This window comes from Microtetraspora malaysiensis, assembly GCF_050947145.1.
GTDB lineage: Bacteria > Actinomycetota > Actinomycetes > Streptosporangiales > Streptosporangiaceae > Microtetraspora_A > Microtetraspora_A malaysiensis.
Genome location: NZ_CP191998.1, coordinates 3120936 through 3139092, shown reverse-complemented (window position 1 = coordinate 3139092; position 18157 = coordinate 3120936). Strand labels below are relative to the sequence as shown.

At 73.5% G+C, this 18157-nt stretch carries 19 protein-coding genes; 4 read left to right on the top strand and 15 right to left on the bottom strand.

The features are described 5' to 3' along the window. Positions 1-30 precede the first annotated feature (30 nt). The 11 genes from ACQP1V_RS14945 to ACQP1V_RS14895 all read right to left on the bottom strand — a co-directional run bounded on the left by ACQP1V_RS14945 (position 31) and on the right by ACQP1V_RS14895 (position 10698). On the bottom strand, positions 31-1050 hold the full coding sequence (locus tag ACQP1V_RS14945; RefSeq protein ID WP_433423131.1) for a proline racemase family protein: 1020 nt from the start codon (positions 1048-1050) through the stop codon (positions 31-33). Continuing rightward, positions 1047-1766 carry an ABC transporter ATP-binding protein gene (locus ACQP1V_RS14940; RefSeq protein WP_387416607.1) on the bottom strand — a complete coding sequence of 240 codons (720 nt, stop codon included), beginning with the start codon at positions 1764-1766 and terminating at the stop codon, positions 1047-1049. The genes ACQP1V_RS14945 and ACQP1V_RS14940 overlap by 4 nt, the downstream gene beginning before the upstream one ends. After that, complete coding sequence (locus tag ACQP1V_RS14935) at positions 1753-2580, bottom strand: ABC transporter ATP-binding protein (protein WP_433423128.1); 828 nt, start codon at positions 2578-2580, stop codon at positions 1753-1755. Before ACQP1V_RS14935 ends, ACQP1V_RS14940 begins: the two co-directional genes overlap by 14 nt. Continuing rightward, the gene (locus tag ACQP1V_RS14930; RefSeq protein WP_433423125.1) at positions 2577-3590 is read right to left on the bottom strand and encodes a branched-chain amino acid ABC transporter permease; all 1014 of its coding nucleotides are present in this window, start codon (positions 3588-3590) and stop codon (positions 2577-2579) included. The genes ACQP1V_RS14935 and ACQP1V_RS14930 overlap by 4 nt, the downstream gene beginning before the upstream one ends. Then, a complete protein-coding gene (locus tag ACQP1V_RS14925; protein WP_067141862.1) occupies positions 3587-4480 on the bottom strand; it encodes a branched-chain amino acid ABC transporter permease in 894 nt (297 codons plus the stop codon). The genes ACQP1V_RS14930 and ACQP1V_RS14925 overlap by 4 nt, the downstream gene beginning before the upstream one ends. Positions 4481-4498: 18 nt before the next feature. Next, entirely contained in the window at positions 4499-5668 is a 1170-nt protein-coding gene (locus ACQP1V_RS14920) for a branched-chain amino acid ABC transporter substrate-binding protein (protein ID WP_387416605.1), read from the bottom strand. 207 nt (positions 5669-5875) lie between these two features. Continuing rightward, positions 5876-6877: a proline racemase family protein gene (locus ACQP1V_RS14915; RefSeq protein WP_387416604.1), complete on the bottom strand. Its 1002-nt coding sequence runs from the start codon at positions 6875-6877 to the stop codon at positions 5876-5878. Positions 6878-6908: 31 nt separating this feature from the next. Further along, positions 6909-7802: a dihydrodipicolinate synthase family protein gene (locus ACQP1V_RS14910; protein ID WP_387416603.1), complete on the bottom strand. Its 894-nt coding sequence runs from the start codon at positions 7800-7802 to the stop codon at positions 6909-6911. Continuing rightward, on the bottom strand, positions 7789-9192 hold the full coding sequence (locus tag ACQP1V_RS14905) for an FAD-dependent oxidoreductase (RefSeq protein ID WP_433423120.1): 1404 nt from the start codon (positions 9190-9192) through the stop codon (positions 7789-7791). Before ACQP1V_RS14905 ends, ACQP1V_RS14910 begins: the two co-directional genes overlap by 14 nt. Beyond that, positions 9189-9476: a (2Fe-2S)-binding protein gene (locus ACQP1V_RS14900; protein ID WP_387416601.1), complete on the bottom strand. Its 288-nt coding sequence runs from the start codon at positions 9474-9476 to the stop codon at positions 9189-9191. The genes ACQP1V_RS14905 and ACQP1V_RS14900 overlap by 4 nt, the downstream gene beginning before the upstream one ends. Positions 9477-9537: 61 nt before the next feature. Then, positions 9538-10698, bottom strand: coding sequence for an NAD(P)/FAD-dependent oxidoreductase (locus tag ACQP1V_RS14895; RefSeq protein ID WP_433423117.1), 1161 nt, complete (start codon positions 10696-10698; stop codon positions 9538-9540). A 125-nt stretch (positions 10699-10823) separates the two neighbouring features. On the opposite strand from ACQP1V_RS14895, the gene ACQP1V_RS14890 reads away from it, so the two are divergent. After that, on the top strand, positions 10824-11867 hold the full coding sequence (locus tag ACQP1V_RS14890; protein WP_433423114.1) for a COX15/CtaA family protein: 1044 nt from the start codon (positions 10824-10826) through the stop codon (positions 11865-11867). A gap of 4 nt (positions 11868-11871) precedes the next feature. On the opposite strand, the gene ACQP1V_RS14885 is transcribed toward ACQP1V_RS14890, so the two are convergent. The 3 genes from ACQP1V_RS14885 to ACQP1V_RS14875 are packed head-to-tail and all read right to left on the bottom strand — an operon-like array spanning position 11872 to position 14101. Next, the gene (locus tag ACQP1V_RS14885) at positions 11872-13389 is read right to left on the bottom strand and encodes a PH domain-containing protein (protein ID WP_433423111.1); all 1518 of its coding nucleotides are present in this window, start codon (positions 13387-13389) and stop codon (positions 11872-11874) included. Further along, on the bottom strand, positions 13386-13880 hold the full coding sequence (locus ACQP1V_RS14880; protein ID WP_433423109.1) for a PH domain-containing protein: 495 nt from the start codon (positions 13878-13880) through the stop codon (positions 13386-13388). The genes ACQP1V_RS14885 and ACQP1V_RS14880 overlap by 4 nt, the downstream gene beginning before the upstream one ends. Then, positions 13877-14101, bottom strand: coding sequence for a hypothetical protein (locus ACQP1V_RS14875; RefSeq protein WP_433423106.1), 225 nt, complete (start codon positions 14099-14101; stop codon positions 13877-13879). The genes ACQP1V_RS14880 and ACQP1V_RS14875 overlap by 4 nt, the downstream gene beginning before the upstream one ends. Before the next feature lie 110 nt (positions 14102-14211). On the opposite strand from ACQP1V_RS14875, the gene ACQP1V_RS14870 reads away from it, so the two are divergent. Genes ACQP1V_RS14870 through ACQP1V_RS14860 form a run of 3 tightly spaced genes read left to right on the top strand, consistent with a single transcriptional unit; the run spans position 14212 to position 16850 of the window. Continuing rightward, positions 14212-15429 (top strand): sensor histidine kinase, encoded by a 1218-nt coding sequence (locus tag ACQP1V_RS14870; protein ID WP_433423103.1) that lies wholly within the window; start codon positions 14212-14214, stop codon positions 15427-15429. 17 nt (positions 15430-15446) lie between these two features. Continuing rightward, positions 15447-16115 (top strand): response regulator, encoded by a 669-nt coding sequence (locus tag ACQP1V_RS14865; RefSeq protein WP_387416594.1) that lies wholly within the window; start codon positions 15447-15449, stop codon positions 16113-16115. A 24-nt stretch (positions 16116-16139) separates the two neighbouring features. Continuing rightward, positions 16140-16850 (top strand): SanA/YdcF family protein, encoded by a 711-nt coding sequence (locus ACQP1V_RS14860; protein ID WP_433423100.1) that lies wholly within the window; start codon positions 16140-16142, stop codon positions 16848-16850. A gap of 39 nt (positions 16851-16889) precedes the next feature. Here the strand turns inward: ACQP1V_RS14860 and ACQP1V_RS14855 are convergent, their stop codons facing one another. Then, the gene (locus ACQP1V_RS14855) at positions 16890-18116 is read right to left on the bottom strand and encodes a PrsW family intramembrane metalloprotease (protein ID WP_387416592.1); all 1227 of its coding nucleotides are present in this window, start codon (positions 18114-18116) and stop codon (positions 16890-16892) included. Positions 18117-18157 lie beyond the last annotated feature (41 nt).

Genomic DNA, 18157 nt, shown 5'->3' with positions numbered 1-18157 from the left:
TCTCCCGCTGCCCTCGGGCGTGCCGGGATCTCATCGGAGGGTGAACCCGGGGCCGAGCGGGTCGCGGGGGTCGAGGACGAACCGGTGCTCTCCGGTCCGGAACGCGGTGCCCTCGATCTCCGGGACGATCGCCGGGCGTCCCGCCTCCTCGGTCACGGCGGCCACGCTCGCCAGGAACACGCCGCCCGCGATTCCCTCGTGCCGGAGGGTGACCGCCCGGGGATCGGGACGGCCCTCCGCGAGCGACGCCAGCCGGGCGGCGGTGCCCGACCCGCAGGGCGACCGGTCGACCTCGCCGTCCGCGAAGACGGTGACGTTGCGCTGGTGGTGCCGGTCACCCTCGGACCCGAGATCGTCGTAGAAGATCACACCGTAGATCCCGGAGAGCCGGTCGTCGGTGGGGTGCCGCGCCGCCGAGTGCCCCTCCAGGGCGGCCTTGACCGACCGGCCGGCGGCGATCAGGCCGGGCAGGTCCTCGGGGGTCACCGCGAGGCCGAACGCGGCGGCCGGCGCGGAGGCGTAGATCGCGCCGCCGTACGCGACGTCCACCGTGACGCCGCAGGCGGGCACGTCCCTGGCGACGGCGTAGGACGGCACGTTCCGGAACGTCACCGCCTCGACCACGCCGCCCGCGCGGCGCACCCGGGCCTGCACGCGGCCCGACGGCACGTCGATCTCGACGGTCGTCTCGCCGTCCTCGGCGGCCGGGACCAGGCCGTACTCCACGGCGTACGCGCCGAGCGCGATGGTGCCGTGGCCGCACGCGGTGGAGTAGCCGTCCTTGTGCCAGAAGAGCACGCCGAGGTCGGCCGGCGCGGAACCGGCGGACGAGTCGTCTGGCGGGACGAGGAAGCAGCCGTACATGTCGGCGTGGCCGCGCGGCTCGTGGCAGAGCAGCCGCCGCACGGCGTCCACCTCGGGCGCGGACGCGGCCGTCCTGCGGTCGAGCACCGTCGCGCCGGGGATCGGCGGCGCCCCCGAGACGACGATCCGGAACGGCTCGCCCGCGGTGTGGTAGTCGACCGTGCGGACGTCGTACACAGCTCTCATCTCGCGGTTCCTCCCAGATACGCCTCGGCGACCCGCGCGTCGTCGCGCAGGTCGGCGGCGGTTCCCGTCAGGACGCACGCCCCGTTCTCGATCACGTAGCCGCGGTGTGCGATCTTCAGGGCGGCCCTGGCGTTCTGCTCGACCAGCAGCACCGCCGTCCCCTCCGCGTTGATCTCCCTGATCACGTCCATGACCGCGGCGACCACGAGCGGGGCGAGGCCCATGGACGGCTCGTCGAGCAGCAGCAGCCGGGGCCCGGTGACCAGCGCGCGACCGATGGCGAGCATCTGCTGCTCGCCGCCGGAGAGGGTGCCGCCCTGCTGGCCGGCGCGCTCGGCCAGGCGGGGCAGCAGGCCGTACACGCGGTCGATCCGCCGCTTGACCTCGGCCTGGTCGCGCACCGCGTACCCGCCGAGCAGGAGGTTGTCGTGGACGCTGAGGGTGCTGAACACCCGCCGGCCCTCGGGGACGTGGACCAGCCCGAGCCGGACGATCGCGCTCGCCTTGGCGCCGATGATGTCGCGGCCCTCGTAGGTGATCCGGCCCGCGCTGGGCCGCACCAGCCCCGACACCGCCGACAGGGTCGTCGTCTTGCCCGCGCCGTTGTTGCCGAGCAGGGCGACGACCTCGCCCTCCCCGACCGTCAGCGACAACCCGCGCAGCGCGTGGACGCCGCCGTAGTGGACGTCCAGCCCGTCGATCTCAAGCGCCGCCATCGCGTCCTCCCGCCACGCTCGCCCTGGCCTGCTCGATCTCGGCCTCGTCGGCGTCCCGGCCGAGGTACGCCTCGACGACCTGGGGGTCGCGCCGCACCTCGTCCGGGGGCCCGTCGGCGATCTCCCGCCCGAAGTTGAGCACGACCACGCGCTGTGAGACGTCCATCACCAACCCCATGTCGTGCTCGATCAGGACGATCGCGACGCCCTGCTCGCGGATGCGGCGGATCAGGTCGAGCATCTCGGCCTTCTCGGTGTGGTTGAGCCCGGCGGCGGGCTCGTCGAGCAGCAGCAGGTCGGGGCGGCGGGCGAGCGCCCTGGCGATCTCCACCCGGCGCTGCTCGCCGTACGGCAGGGCCCGGGCGGGGCCGTACCGGTCGCCGCGCAACCCGGCGAAGTCGAGCCAGTGGTGGGCCTGCTCGGTGCTCTCCCGCTCGCTCCTGCGGTAGCGCGGGGTGTGCAGCAGCGCGTCGAGGACGTTCTGCCTGCTCCGCAGGTGGGTCCCGGCGCGGACGTTGTCGAGGACGGACATCTCCCCGAACAGCCGCAGGTTCTGGAACGTGCGGGCGACGCCGAGCGCGGCCACCGCCGAGGGGCGCAGGCCGGTGATGTCGCGCCCGCGCAGCCGCACGGATCCCGCGGTGGGCCGGTAGAAGCCGGTCACGCAGTTGAACGCGGACGTCTTGCCCGCGCCGTTGGGGCCGATCACCGAGACGATCTCGGCCTCGCCGACGGCGAAGGTGAGCCCGTCGATGGCGACCACGCCGCCGAAGGCGAGCCGCAGGCCCTCGACGGAGAGCAGCGGGGCGTTCACTTGGCGACCTCCTTGGGCCGGGCCGGCCACAGACCCTGCGGCCGCACCAGCATCACGATGATCAGCAGGACGCCGAAGGCGACGTACCGGTAATCGGCCAGGTCGCGCAGCAGTTCGGGCAGGAGGCTGACGATCACTGCCCCGACGACGACGCCCCTGATGGAACCCATGCCGCCGAGCACGACCGCCATCAGCACCAGCGCGGACTGCAGGAACGTGAAGCTGCCCGGGGAGACCGCCGACAGATGCGCGGCGAACAGGACCCCGGCCAGGCCGCCCCAGACCGCGCCGACGACGTAGGCGGCCATCTTGACCTTGTAGGTGTGGACGCCCATGGCCTCCGCGGCGTCCTCGTCCTCGCGGACGAACCGCCACGCCCGGCCCAGGCGGGAGCGGCCCAGCCGGGCGGCGCCGATCACCGCGACCGCGACGACCAGCACGGTCAGGTAGTAGAAGGACACCGGCCCCTCGGTCAGCCCGGGGATGCCGTAGATCCCCGAGGGACCTCCGGTGACGTCGAGGTTGGTCGCGGTGACACGGATGATCTCGCCGAAGCCGAGCGTCACGATCGCGAGGTAGTCGCTGCGCAGCCGCAGCGTCGGCGCGCCGATCACCAGCCCGGCGATCACGGTGACCACCAGGACTGCGGGCAGGGTGGCGACCAGCGGCAGACCGAGGCGGGTGGACAGCACGCCGCTGGTGTACGCGCCGACCGCGAAGAAGGCGATGTACCCGAGGTCGAGCAGGCCGCAGTAGCCGACGACGATGTTGAGCCCGGCGGCCAGCATCACGAAGATCGCGGCGCTGGTCATCACCGACAGCGCGTACGGCGAGGCGTTGACGAACGGCGCGAGCAGCGCGACCGCGAGCCCGGCCAGCCCGGCCCACCGGTTCTCCATCAGCCGGGACGCGATCGAGCGCGGGCCGGCCCCGCGACGGCCGCCGCTGGGCGCCGGCGCAGCCTCGGAGGTGGCCTCAGCGGGGGGCGCGCCCCCGCCCGGCCCGGTCACACCCGCTCCGTGACGCGTTCGCCGAGCAGGCCGGTCGGCCGCACGGTCAGGAACAGGATGAGCACGCCGAAGGCGAAGACGTCCCGCCACTCGCCGCCCAGCCAGAAGGTGCCGAACGATTCGAGCAGGCCGAGGAGCAGCCCGCCGAGCATGGTGCCGGGGATGTTGCCGATGCCGCCGATGACGGCCGCCGTGAACGCCTTGAGGCCGATCAGGAAGCCCATCATGAAGTCGATCTTTCCGTAGTGCGCCCCGGCCATGACCCCGGCCGCTCCGGCCAGAGCGGAGCCGAGGAAGAAGGTCCGGGAGATGATGGCGTCCACGTCGATGCCCATGAGCGCGGCGGCCCTGGGGTCGAGCGCGACGGCCCGCATGGCGCGTCCCTCGCGGGAGCGGTTGACGAGCAGGTTGAGACCGATCATGAGGATGACGGCCACGGCCACCAGGGTGAGCTGCTGGAGCGTGACCCGCGCGCCCAGGACCTCCAGCGTGGTGCCGCTGAGCCGCACCGGGTACACGCGCGGGTCGGCGCCCGCGCCGGCGCGCATGCCGTATTCGAGGGCGAAGGACGCGCCGACCGCGGTGATCAGCAGTGAGAGCCGGGGGGCGCCGCGGAGCCGCCGGTAGGCGACCCGTTCGAGCACCACCCCGGCCAGGCCGGTGACGCCCATGGTGAGCACGAGGACGAGCAGCAGCACCGGCAGTGCCATCGCGGCGGACACGCCGCCGGCCGCGCCGAGAACGGCGAAGCCGACGAACGCGCCGAGCATGTACAGGTCGCCGTGGGCGAAGTTGAGCAGCTTGATGATCCCGTAGACCATGCTGTAGCCCAGCGCCACGAGCGCGTAGAACGACCCGACGAAGAGCCCGTTCCAGACCAGTTGTGACATTTCAGGATTCCCTGGGGGTTACTGGAGAGCGTCCTGGAGGGCGAACGCGCCGTCCTTGACGACGAGGATCTGGAAGCCACCGGTGCTCAGCGTGTGCTCGGGGGTGAACTTCAGCGGCCCGGAGAACATCGGGAAGCCGTCGATCGCCTCCAGCGCCGAGATGATCTTCTCCCCGTCGGTGCCGCCCGCCTTGGTGACCGCCTCGGCGGCGAGCCGTACCGCGTCGTAGGCCTGGTTGGAGTACGGGCCCGGGTCCGTGCCGAACTTCTTCTTGTAGTCGGCGATCCAGTTCTCGGCGCCCTTGAGCGTGTCCGGCGTCTGGGTCATGGTCGCGTACAGGCCGGCGGCGGCCTCGGGACCGGCGATCTCGATCAGCTTCGGCGAGACCGAGCCGTCGCCGACCATGATCTTGCCCGTGTACCCGGCCTGGCGGAGCTGCCGGGCGATCAGGCCGCCCTCCTGGAAGTAGCCGGTCCAGTAGACGTAGTCGGGCTTCTTGGCCAGCACCTTGGTGATGTTGGCGCTGTAGTCGCTTTCCTTGGGCGTGACCGCCTCCAGGATCGCGGTCTCCGGCCCGCCCGGCTCGTCGACCAGGGCCTGGGTGCGCAGCGCGATGTCCTTGGAGTAGCTGGTGTTGTCGTGCATGAGGGCGACCTTGGTGGCGCCGTCCTTGGCCATCCACGCGGCGGCCGCCCCGGCCTGCTGCGCACCGGTGCCGTTGATCAGGAAGACGTTCTTGAGCTTCTGGTCGACCAGATCCTGCGAGTTCGCCGCCGGGATGATCATCGGGATGCCGGCCTTGGCGAAGATCGGCAGCGTGGGGAGGGTCGCGCCCGAGCAGTACCCGCCGATCGAGACGTGGATGCCCGCTGTGACCAGCTTGTTCGCCCCGGCCGCCGCGCTCTGCGGGTCGCACGCGTCGTCGGCGGTCTTCAGCTCCAGGGTGCGGCCGAGGACGCCGCCCTTGGCGTTGATCTCGTCCACCGCGAGCTGGGCGGCATTGCTCATATAGGGGCCGATCGCGGCCTCGCTGCCCGACTGCGGGATCAGCATGCCGAGCACGATCGGCTCGTTCTTCTTCTCGTCGGAGCCGGTGTCGCCGGCGAGCAGTCCCTGCCCGCACCCCGCGGTCAGCAGGGCCGCCGACGCCATGACACCCACGAGGGCCGTGCTATAGAACTTGCGCATCCGCGCCTCCTCTTGCCATATGTGGAATGTGACATTGCAGTCCCACGGAAGATCGGGTCAAGGTCTGATACCAGACCGTTAGCGGGCCGTGGTCGCACCGCCGCCGGCACGTCGCACCGGCGGACGAGGCCCGCGGGGAAAGCGCCGAGAAAGAGGAGGGCAGCCCAAAACCCCTCGCGGTGGACCGCGAGGGGAAGGGGCCACGACCTAAAGCAGGAACCCGGACGGGAAGGGGTCGCGGGGGTCGAGGAAGTACTGCGCGGTCCCGGTCACCCAGGCCCGGCCGGTGATCGTGGGGACCACCGCGGTCAGACCCCCGGCGGACGTCTCGGCCACCAGGCGGCCGACGAAACGGGTGCCGATGAACGACTCGTTGACGAAGTCGGTGTCCAGGCCCAGCTCTCCCCGGGCGTGGAGCTGGGCCATCCGCGCGCTCGTGCCGGTGCCACACGGCGAGCGGTCGAACCAGCCGGGATGGATCGCCATCGCGTGCCGGGAGTGCCGGGCGTCCGACCCCGGCGCGACGAACTGGACGTGGTGGCAGCCGCGGATCCCCGGATCCTCCGGATGGACCGGCTCGTCCGCCTCGTTGATCGCGGCCATCAACGCGAGCCCCGCGTCGAGGATCTCCTGCTTGCGCGCGCGCTCGAACGGCAGCCCGACCGACTCGATGGGCAGGATGGCGTAGAAGTTGCCGCCGTAGGCGAGGTCGTAGCGCACCTCGCCGAAGCCGGGCACCCGCACCGCGCGGTCGAGCGCGACGCTGAACGACGGCACGTTGGTGATGGTCACCGCCACCGCCGCGCCGTCCTCGACCCGCACCTCGGCGACGACCAGCCCGGCCGGGGTGTCGAGCCGGATCACGGTCACCGGCTCGGTCACCTCCACCATCCCCGTCTCCACGAGGACGGTGGCGACGCCGATGGTGCCGTGCCCGCACATCGGCAGGCAGCCGGACACCTCGATGTAGAGCACGCCGAAGTCGGCGTCGGCCCGGGTGGGCGGCTGCAGGATCGCGCCGCTCATCGCCGAGTGCCCGCGCGGCTCGTACATCAGCAGGGTGCGTACGTGGTCGAGATGCGCCATGAAGTGCTCACGGCGCTCGGCCATGGTCGCGCCCGGGATCACGCCGACACCCCCGGTGATCACCCGGGTCGGCATCCCCTCGGTGTGGGAGTCCACCGCGTGGAAGACCCGTTTCGTCCTCATCGCGCCCGCACTCCCGCCGTACGGCGCTCCACTAGCGGAGCCCCTCGGCGAGCGCCTTCTCGGTCACGGCGCGCACGGTGGCCTCCTGCTCGGCCGTCAGCGGCCCGCGGGGCGGACGGCACGGGCCGCCGGGGCGACCCGCGATGTCCATGGAGAGCTTGATCGCCTGGACGAACTCGATCTTGGAGTCCCAGCGCAGCAGCGCGTGCAGGGACCGGTAGAGCGGGAGCGCGGTGTCCAGGTCACGGGCGATCGCCGCGCGGTAGAGCGCGACGGACGAGACGGGCAGCGCGTTCGGGTAGCCCGCGATCCAGCCGACCGCACCCGCGAGGGCCACCTCCAGCAGCACATCGTCGGAGCCGATCAGCACGTCCAGCCCGGGGGCGAGCTCGGCGAGCTCGTACACCCGCCGGACGTCTCCGGTGAACTCCTTGACGCCCACGATGAGCCCCTCGGCGTGCAGCGTGGCGAGCAGCCGGGGCGTGAGGTCCACCTTGGTGTCGATCGGGTTGTTGTAGCCCACGATCGGCAGCCCGGCCCGCGCGACCTCGCGATAGTGCGCCACCACGGCCGGTTCGTCGGCCCGGTAGGCGTTCGGCGGCAGCAGCATCACGGCGCCGCAGCCCGCCTCGCGGGCCTGCTCGGCCCACCGGCGCGCCTCCAGCGCCCCGTAGGCGGCGATGCCCGGCATGACCCGGTCGCCGCCCACGGCCTCCACCGCGGTCTCCACGACCCGGGCCCGCTCCTCGGGAGTCAGCGTCTGGTACTCCCCGAGTGAGCCGTTGGGCACCACGCCGTCGCACCCGCTGTCCACCAGCCACCGGCAGTGCTCGCCGTACGCGTCGTAGTCGACGCTCAGGTCGTCACGCAGCGGCAGCGCGGTGGCCACCATGACCCCATGCCAGGGCTTTTCACGCGTCGTCATCCGATGTCCTCTCATTCATGGCGGCGAGATCGCCGAGTCGTACGGGCTGGGCGATCGGCCGCCGGGGCGGCCCCAGGGCCTCACCCGCGAGGCGGGCCACGGCCTCGCCGCAGATCCGTCCCTGGCACCAGCCCATCCCGGGCCGGGCCAGCAGCTTGATGGAGCGCGCGTCGGCGGCGCCGAGGTCGCGGGCCTCCTTGACCCGGCCGTACGGCACCTCCTCGCAGCGGCAGATCAGCGTGTCGTCGCGCAGCCAGGAGGTCCAGCCATCCCGCACCGGGTAGGCGCGCAGCAGCGCGTCCGCGAACGCGGCCAGCCGCCGCCTCCGCGCCTCGGTCCGGACGGCCGCCGGGTGCGCCGCCGCCGGGACGCCGCGCGCGTCGGCCACGACGGCGCGGCCCGCGATCTCCCCTTCCAGCGCGGCCAGGTCCGCGCCGCCCACGCCGGTGGTCTCGCCCGCCGCGTACACGCCGGGGACGCTGGTGCGCATGTGCCGGTCCACCCGCGCCGCCGGGACGCCCGCCGCGTCCGCGCCGATCTCGCAGCCGAGCTGCGCGACGAGGTCGAGCTGGGGCGTGAAGCCGTAGCCGACCGCGAGGGTGTCGCACCGAATCGTCTCGTGACCGCCCTGGTACGGCCGCCATTCGGCGTCCACCCTGGCGACCGTCACGTGGGTCAGCTCGCCGTCGCCGTGCGCGGCCACCACCGCGCGGCCCCCCTTGTACGGCACGCGGTGCCGGGCCAGGAGCCGGCCGTACCCGAGGGCCTCGGCGGCCTTGCCCGGCCGGGTGAGGGCCCGGGGCGCGAGCGTGAACCGGCCGCCCGCCTCGAAGACCCCGACGACCCGCGCCCCCGCCGCGGCCAGCGAGGTGGCGACGGGCAGCAGGAACGGCCCGGTGCCGGCGACCACGACGCGGCGTCCGGCGACGACGAGGTTGCCCTTGAGCAGCGCCTGCGCGCCGCCCGCCGTCATCACCCCGGGCAGGTCCCAGCCGGGGAACGGCAGGACGCGGTCGTGCGCGCCGGTCGCGATCAGCAGCCGCGTCGCGGCGACGGTCGCGGCCCGCTCCCGCCCGCCTTTCAGGCAGTGGACGGCGAAGCCGCCGCTCGCGGCCGGCTCGACCGCCCACACCCGGTGGCCGAGCAGGACGTCGGTGTCGCCGAGCCCGTCACGAAGCCGTACAAACCTGGCGTAGCCGTGATGGAGCGCCCCAGGCCGGGTGGCATGGAACCCATCGGGCGGCTGGCGGAAGTACTGGCCGCCGACCCGCGTCCCGGCGTCCAGGAGCGCCACGCGCAGGCCCGCCCGCGCCGCCACACCCGCCGCCGCCAGGCCCGCGGGTCCCGCGCCCACGATGGCCAGGTCGTACGCCACTTCGCTCCTGGTCATGACGTGGTCACCTCGTCGCCGGGGCGGGCCTCGGTCAGGCAGGCCCGCAGGTTCTCCTCGCCGTTGACGGTGACCAGGCAGTCGAAACAGACGCCGATCCCGCAGAACAGGCCGCGCCGCCGCCCGTCGAAGCGGGTTGTCCGCCAGGTCCGGATCCCGGCCGCGTGCAGCGCCGCGCCCACGGTCTGGCCCGGCACCACCGGCACCGGCCGCCCGTCCACCCGCATCTCGAACTCCGGCTCCGGCCGCGCGCCCACCAGCCGGTACGGCGAGGCTCCCGTCATGCCGCCCTCCCTCGTCCACGTGTTCTCCGGCGCGGCCCGCCGCGCCGTACGCCGTACGCGCTCACGCCGCGGCCCCGGTGAAGCGGTCGGGGCGGAAGGGAGCGAGGTCGAGCTCCGGGACCGCTCCCGTGAGGAGCCGCGCGATGAGCAGGCCGGTCACCGGGGCGAGGCCGATGCCCGCGCCCTCGTGGCCGCACGCGTGGTAGAGCCCGGATACCCGCGGATCGGCCCCGATGACCGGCAGGTGGTCGGGGCAGTAAGGCCGGAACCCGCAGTAGGCCCGGATCGCCCGCACATCGGCGAGCGCCGGGAACAGGCCCACCGCCTGCCGGGCCAGCCGCGCGAGCACGGGCAGGGACACGGTCCGGTCGAAGCCGACGCGCTCGCGGCTGGCCCCGATCAGCACGGTGCCGGCCTGGGTCGCCTCCACCACGGCGGAGGTCTCCAGCCCTTCGGAGTCGCTGGCGACGTTCGTGACGTACGCGGCCGTGTAGACCTTGTGCCGGACCAACGGGCGCCCGTCCGCCCGGGCGGTCAGCGGCTCGGTGACCAGGATGAACCCGCGGCGCGGCATGATCGGGAGCTCGACGCCCGCGAGCGCGGCGGCCTCCCCGGCCCAGACGCCCGCCGCGTTGACCACGGCCCCGGCCGGGATGTCGCCCGCGCCGGTGCGTACGCCGGTGACCCGGCCGCGCTCCGTGAGCAGGCCGGTCACCTCGGTCCCGGTGCGGAGCTCGACGCCCGGCCACCGCCGCACCAGGCGCGCCGCGGCGAGCATGGGCTGCACCTGGGCGTCCTGGGGGTAGAAGACCCCGCCGGCGAATCCGGGGGCGAGATGCGGCTCATAACCCCCCAGCTCGTCCGCGGTCACCCGGTGGGTCGCCACGCCGCTCTTCTCCTGCCGTCCGGCCAGCTCTGTGAGGGCGCGCAGCACTTCGTCGCTCTCGGCGACGACCAGCCCGCCCTTGGGCTCGTGCTCGAAGCCGCACGGCTCACCGGCCTCGGCGGCCAGCTCGGTCCAGAGGTGGCAGGACAGCACCGCGAGGTCCAACTCGGGGCCCGGCTCCTTGTCGGAGACGAGGACGTTGCCCTCCCCCGATCCCGTGGCACCTCCCGCGACCGACGCCCGGTCCACCACGGTGACGCTCAGGCCTTCGCGGGCGGCGTAGTAGGCGCAGGCCGCGCCGACCATCCCCGCCCCGATCACCACGACGTCGGGCACGCACGCCACCTCCTTCTCGGCGGCCTGTAATGTGTCATATTTTATTGCCCCCTGGCAATACCCCCCGATCTCCCTCCGAATGGGGCGAAGGCGGGACCACCCCCACCGCCGCCTACCATTTGAGCGTGACCAGCCTCTCCGCCCAGATCCGCGGTTTCCACCGGTCGTACTGGCTGCCCACAGCGGCCTCGCTGCGGCGATGGGCGCTCGCCAGCATCGTCGTCAACGCCGGTATCACGGTCACCGGGGCCGGCGTGCGGGTGTCCAAGTCGGGCCTCGGCTGCCCGACCTGGCCGAAATGCACGCCGGACAGCTTCGTCCCGGCGCAGCACGACGGGCACTCGGCGCTCAACATGGCGATCGAGTTCGGCAACCGGCTGCTGACCTTCCTCGTCCTCGCCGTCGGCGTCGCCTGCGTGCTCGCCGCCGTCCGGCTGGTCCGCGAGGAGTCCGGGGGCAGGGGCCGCCGCGACCTGGTGTGGCTCGCGTGGCTCCAGCCGGCCGGCGTGCTCGCCCAGGGGCTGTGGGGCGGCCTGGTCGTGCGCACGATGCTCAACCCGGTCACGGTGAGCGTCCACTTCCTGCTGTCGATCGCCATGATCGTCGCCGCGTACGCGCTGTTCGCGCGGGCCGGGGAGGGCGACGCGCCGCCGCGGCGGGTCGTCCACCGCGACATCCGCACCCTCGGCTACGTGCTGCTCGGCGCGGTCGGCGTGCTGCTCGTCGCGGGCGTCGTCGTCACCGGGACGGGGCCGCACTCGGGCGACGAGGCCGCCTCGCGGTTCGGCTTCGACATCGAGACGGTGGCCCGGCTGCACGCCGACGTCGTGTGGATCGTCGTCGGCCTCACCTTCGCGCTGCTGTTCGCGCTCCACCTGACCGACTCCCCCGCCCGGGTCCGCCGGGCCGCGCTCGCGCTGTTCGGCATCGAGCTCGCGCAGGGCGTGATCGGCTACGTGCAGTACTTCCTGGCCATCCCGGCCCTGCTGGTGCTGCTGCACGTGCTCGGCGCGAGCCTGGTCTGGATCGGCACACTGCGCATCGTCTTCCTCATGCGCACCCGCGACCCGCTCCCCGTCGGCGACGCCGCCGACGAGGCGACGGGCGAGCGCGACGCGGACGATCCGCGCGTCCTCACGCCGTCGACGCCGGGCGACGCCACCGCCTGAGCGGTCAGCCGCTCTCCTCGACGAACGGCTCCAGCAGGCCCGGCACCGCGTGGCGGGCCAGCCGGAGCCCCTCGTCCCGCCCCACGTCGAGCACGTCGTACCGGCCCTCGCCGGCCGCGGTCGTGGCCGACAGGGTCACCAGGCCGGCCCGTCGCTGGAACAGCGACTCGCTGATCGTCAGGCCGATGATCCCGGAGCGGTCCAGGGCGACCGTCCTGCGCCGGACCGCGCCCGTGCGGGTGACCAGATACCGCCGGGTCAGGCCATGTCCCAACGAGCGGTAGCCCTCGGCCGCGAGCGCCCACCCGGCCGGTACGGCCAGCACCGGCAGCGCCCAGGCCCAGGCGGGCACCCACGCGGTCCACGCGTCCAGCACGCCCAGCGCGGCCGCGAGCGCCGCCGCGGCGACCAGCGCCCGGCGCACCCGCCGGCCGCGGGCCGCGCGCGGATGGCCGCGCAGCCCGGCCGGGTCGAGCTCCTCCCCCAGCACCGCGGAGGCGATCCGGCGGGCCTCACGGGCGGGCAGCGGCGGCGTCAGCGCGGCGACCTCCTCGGTCACGTTCTCCTCGGCCTTCCGCAGCCCCGTCGTGACCGCGGTGACCCTGGCCCCGCCACCGAGCCGCAGCAGCAGCGGCTCCGTCACCGCCACCCCGCGCAGCCGCCGCTCCTCCAGCGTGAGAGAGCGGGTGGTGAGCAGGCCGCGGCGGAGCCGCAGGACGCCCGGCCGGCGCTCCAGGCGGTACCGTCCCCACGACTCGGCGTACAGGACGGCCGCCCCCGCGAACCCGAGGAGCGCGTTGGCCGCCAGGAGGAGCGGCACGGTGATCCACGGGGTGGCGGTGATCCACTCCCAGGCCCGCACGGCGGCCTCCCACTTCGCGGGTTCGAATCCCAGCGTGTCGAACAGCTTGTACAGCCCGCCGAGAGCCAGTCCCCCGCCGACGAACGTCCACACGGTCAGCGGGGCGTACCTGATCCACGACCAGCGCAGCTCGGCGAGCGGCCCGTCGTCCGGCCGCTCCGCGCACCCGCCCAGCAGGATGCCGCGCAGCGCCTCGGCCTCGGCGACCGCGAGCGCGTCGAGGGTGAGCTCGACCGGCCCGCCCGAGGCGTCCTTCTCCCCCGTGCCCACCTTCACCACGGCCAGGCCGAGCACCCGCCGTACGGGATCGGCGGTGACGTCCACGCTGCGCACGCGCTCACGCGGGACGGCGCGGTACTCCTTGGTCCAGATGCCGCTGTGCAGCTCCAGGCGCCGGCCGGTCAGGCGGTACCGGGTGGCGCGCCTGCGGGCGGTCTCGTAGACCGCGGCCGCGCCGACGACGAGGAGAGCCGCGGCCGCCGCGGCGGCGACGCCCCTGTCCAGGGCGACGCCCTTGCCGACCAGGAACCGCGCCAGGGCGATCGCGGCGGGGACCGCGACGGCGAGGGAGAAGACGGCGGCGGCGACCACCACGCGCGGGTGCGGCGACCGCCAGGCGGCGTCCTCCTCCGTGGCGGTCTCCTCGATGTCGGGGATCATGTCGCGTCTCCGGGGGTGCTCTGTGTGATCGCGGTCAGGCGTTCGGCCAGCTCGGCGGCGAGCTTCTCGTCGAGCCCCTCGATCTTGAGTGGCCCGGCGGCCGAGGCCGTCGTCACCGTCACGTCCGCGAGGCCGAACAGGCGCTGCACCGGCCCGCGTACGGTGTCCACCGTCTGGACACGCGACATCGGCGCGATCCGCCAGGTCCGGGTCAGCAGGCCGGTACGGGTGTAGACCGCGTCCTCGGTGGCCTCCCACCGCCCGGTCCGGTAGTACACCCGGGGTACCACCAAGACGAAACCCGCGCAGAGCAGGACGAACACCACCAGAAGTGCGCCCAGCCAGGCGGGCCGGTCCGTGAACCGCCAGTACGCCAAGATCGCGGCGCCCGCCACCGGGACGGCGGCCAGCAGCGTCTGGACCGTCCACCACGCCACCGCGCGCGGATCGGCCCGGTGACGCGGCGGGCGCAGCCGGAGAGAGGCCGTCACGAGGCCCGGTCCTTCTTGAGGGTGTCGGCCGTCCCGAGCAGGGCGAGGCCGAGCACAGCCAGCGCGATCGAGGCGAACGCCTCGTACCCCGCCAGCACGTCGAGCCGGTGGACGATCAGCAGGTCGTGCGCCCACCGCCACCAGCCGAGCAGGGTGTTGCCGACGCCGCCCACCCCCTGCACCAGCGCCACCCAGCCCGCGATTTCCAGCAACGTCTTCATGGTGCAAGCCTCAGGGAGCGGCGCGAGCGGCCGCTTCTGCCCGAAGTAGCCGAGACCGGCTACTTTGGTCGCTGTCGCGCACCCGCGATCACGCCGTAACCTCGGTGAACATGAAGTCGAGGACGGAGTACCGGTGGCTGCTGCCCTCGGTCCTCCTCGGCGAGGGCGAGGGCGAGCGGCCCGCGCGGCGCTCCACACGCGACTGGATCGTGGACACGGCGCTGTTCCTGTCCGCCTGCGGGCTGGCGATCGCCTCGGCGCCGGACATCGCCGGCAAGCCGCGGGCGTACGTCGTCGCCGAACAGGTGCTCGGCGCGCTGGCCTGCGCTGCCGTGTGGCTGCGCCGCCGGTGGCCGGTCACCCTGGCCCTGGCGACGGCGCTGCTCGGCTCGGTGTTCACGCTGATCGGCGGCGCCGGCGTGGTGGCCCTGTTCACCGTGGCCGTGCACCGCCCCTTCAAGATCGCCGGATCGGTCGCCGCCTTCTTCCTCCTGACGGCGATCCCCTACGTGCACCTCTGGCCGGACCCCGACGTCGGCGTGTGGGGCATGTTCCTGCTGATCGTGGCGCTCACCATGATGATCTTCGCGTGGGGGATCGTCGTACGGGCCCGACGGCAGCTCGTCATCTCCCTGCGGGCCCGGGCGTCCGCCGCCGCCGCCGAGGCCAGACAGCTGGAGCGGGAACGGATCGCCCGCGAGATGCATGACGTGCTCGCCCACCGCATCTCGATCCTGAGCCTGCACGCCGGAGCCCTGGAGTACAGCCCCGGCGCCCCGCCCGAGCAGATCCAGCGGGCGGCGAGCGCCATCAGGACCAGCGCCCACCAGGCGCTGCAGGACCTGCGCGAGGTGATCGGCGTCCTGCGGCAGACGCCGGAGGACGCGCGGCCGGAGCGCCCGCAGCCGACGCTGGCCGACCTACCCGCGCTGGTGGAGGAGTCGCGGCAGGCCGGGATGGACGTCGCGCTCGACCTCGTCGAGCCCGCGCCGTCCGTGCCTGAGTTGTCCGTGCCCGCGCCGCCCGAGGCGCTGGGCCGCAACGCCTACCGCATCGTCCAGGAGGCGCTGACCAACGCCCGCAAGCACGCCCCAGGCGCCCCGGTTACCGTACGGGTGACCGGCGCACGCGGCGCGGGGCTGACGGTCGAGGTCGCCAACCCGGTGCCGACGGCGGCGCACCGGCGGCAGACCGTCTCCGAGATCCCGGGCGCCGGCACCGGGCTCATCGGCCTGGCCGAACGTGCCAAACTGGCCGGCGGACGACTGGACCACCACCTGGCGGACGAGGGCGCGTTCGTGCTCCGCGCCTGGCTGCCGTGGTCGTGACTCGAGAAAGGGAGGGCATGGACCGTCGCATCAAGGTGCTCATCGTGGACGACGACGCGCTCGTGCGCGCCGGGCTGTCGATGATCCTGGCGGGCGCGGGCGACATCGAGATCGCCGGCGAGGCGGCCGACGGCGACCAGGTGCCGCTCATGGTCGCCGAGCACCGGCCGGACGTGGTGCTCATGGACATCCGGATGTCCCGGGTGGACGGGCTGACCGCCACCGAGGCGCTGCGCGCGACGGCCAACCCGCCCGAGGTGGTGGTGCTGACCACCTTCCACGCCGACGCGCAGGTGCTGCGGGCGCTGCGGGCGGGCGCGGCCGGGTTCCTGCTCAAGGACATCCACCCGGCCGACCTGGTGTCCGCCGTACGCAAGGTCGCCGCGGGTGAGCCCATCCTGTCGCCCGCGGTCACCCGCCAGCTCATCTCGCATGTCTCCGACGGTGGCGCGGGAGGCCGCCGGGATCGGGCCCGCGTCCACTTGGACAAGCTCAGCGTGCGCGAGCGGGAGGTCGCCGTCGCGCTCGGCGAGGGCAAGTCCAACGCGGAGATCGGGGCCGAGCTCTACCTGAGCGTGCCGACGGTCAAGGCCCACGTGTCGCGGATCCTCACGAAGCTGGGGCTGAACAACCGGGTCCAGATCGCGCTCATCGTCCATGACGCCGAAGCGGCCGACCGGTCCTGACCCGCGCACTAGACTTGGCGCTCCATGAGCGCCCTCCCGAGTCGACTGCTCCCCTGGACCTGGTCGCGCGGCGGCCGGCGACGCGGCTTCCAGGTCCTGGTCGCGCTGAGCGTCCTGGCCCTCACCCCGATGACCTGGGCGTGGCTGGACAGCTCCGGGCACCGCGTCACGGCGGACCGCTCGAACGCCTGGCTCTCCTCGGTGCCCGCGATGCCGGTCGCCCTCGTGCTCGGCGCCGGGCTCACCGCGCACGCCGCCCCCACGCCGATGCTGCGCACCCGGCTCGACATCGGCGCCCGGCTCTACCACGCGGGCAAGGTCCGCGCGCTGCTGGTGTCGGGCGACAACAGCCGGGTCGGCTACGACGAGCCGACGGCGATGCGCGACTACCTCTCCTCCCACGGCGTCCCCGCGGAGAAGGTCGTCCTCGACTACGCCGGGTTCGACACCTGGGCCTCCTGCGTGCGCGCCCGGAAGATCTTCGGGGCGTCGCGGGCGGTCGTGGTGACGCAGAACTTCCACCTGCCGCGCGCCGTCGCGCTGTGCCGTACGGCGGGGCTGGACGCCTTCGGCGTCGGCGACGACTCCTTCACGGACTGGCCGCTGCAGACGTCCATCTACGCCGCCCGCGAGTTCTTCGCCTCCGCGAAGGCGCTCCTGGAGGCGCGGATCCTCCACAAGGACCCCCTGCTCGGTCCGCGCGAGGTCACCCTCGATCGCGCCCTCGCCTCCTGATCGCGCGGGTACGGCCCGGGGTCGCGGGGATCTCGTGCGCTACGCGCCAGATGGCGGGGTCCAGCGGGGACGCCCCGGAGGCGGCGGAGGGGGTTGCCCGGGGGGCGGGGCCCCGGGCGCGTATCCGGGCGGCGGCATCCCCTGGGCGGCCGCGGGCCGCGGGAACGACATGCGCGCGTGCGCCATGAGGCCGGCGAGCGCGCGCTGCCGCTCCAGGAAGGACCTTTCGTCGATCCCGCCGCGGGACGCCCGCGCGTGCAGCAGCCCCAGCTCGGTGGCGGCCAGCTGGTAGTCGCTCATCGCCCGCACCCCCGCCTTGCCCCCGTGGGCCTTGGCCCACTGGCGCGCCTGCCGCCGGCCCTTGAGCGACGACAGCATGAAGATGTCCGCCTCGTTGATCAGCCCGTTGCGCTCGTACGGCGGCAAATAGTGGTGGATCAGCGCGACGATCCGCTTGCGGTCCCGGAAGATCACGCCCAACTCGATGAACAGCAGGACCATCAGCACCAGGTACGCGACCGCGAGCCCGGGGAAGCCGCCGAACGAGGCGAGGCCGTTCCACAGGCCGTGCAGCACCATCGCACCGGCCCAGCCCGCCAGCACCACCCCGGTCGCGCCGCGCCGCTGGGCCGCGTACGCCACGGAGATGCCGATCAAGGAGGTGAACAGCGGGTGCGCGAACGGCGAGAGCACGCCCCTGAGCACGACCGTGGCGGCGAGCCCCTCCGGGCCGTGCTCGGACAGCGCGGCCAGGTAGTAGCTGACGTTCTCCGACATGGCGAACCCCAGGCCGACCATGCTGGCGTAGATGATGCCGTCGGTCGGGCCGTCGAGCTCCTGGCGGCGGAACCGGAGCAGCCCGACCAGCACCAGGCCCTTCATGGTCTCCTCGACCAGCGGGGCGCCGAACGTCGCGACGAGGTTGCGGGCGTCGGTGGTGTTGCCGATCTGGTGCTCGATATAGATCAGGTTGAGCGAGTTGAGCAGACCGGCGAAGAGCACGGCCACCCCCGCGCCCCAGGCGAACGCGAAGGCGAGGTTGGCGCGCGGCTCGGGTTCCATCCGGTCGAGGGCGAGCACCCCGGCGAGCAGCAGCGGAACGGGAGCGACCGCGAGCACGAGGGCGATGAAGAACTGGACGGGCTCGCCGTCGAAGATGTCGAACGAGAGCGTCACGAGGGCGCAGACGCCTGCCAGAACCAGACCGATGATCAGCCCGACCGACGGACGTTCCTTCAGCACGGTACGCGGATCCAGGCTCGCCACTCCGCGAATGTAACCGACTGGGGACCCGCTGTCCGCCCCGC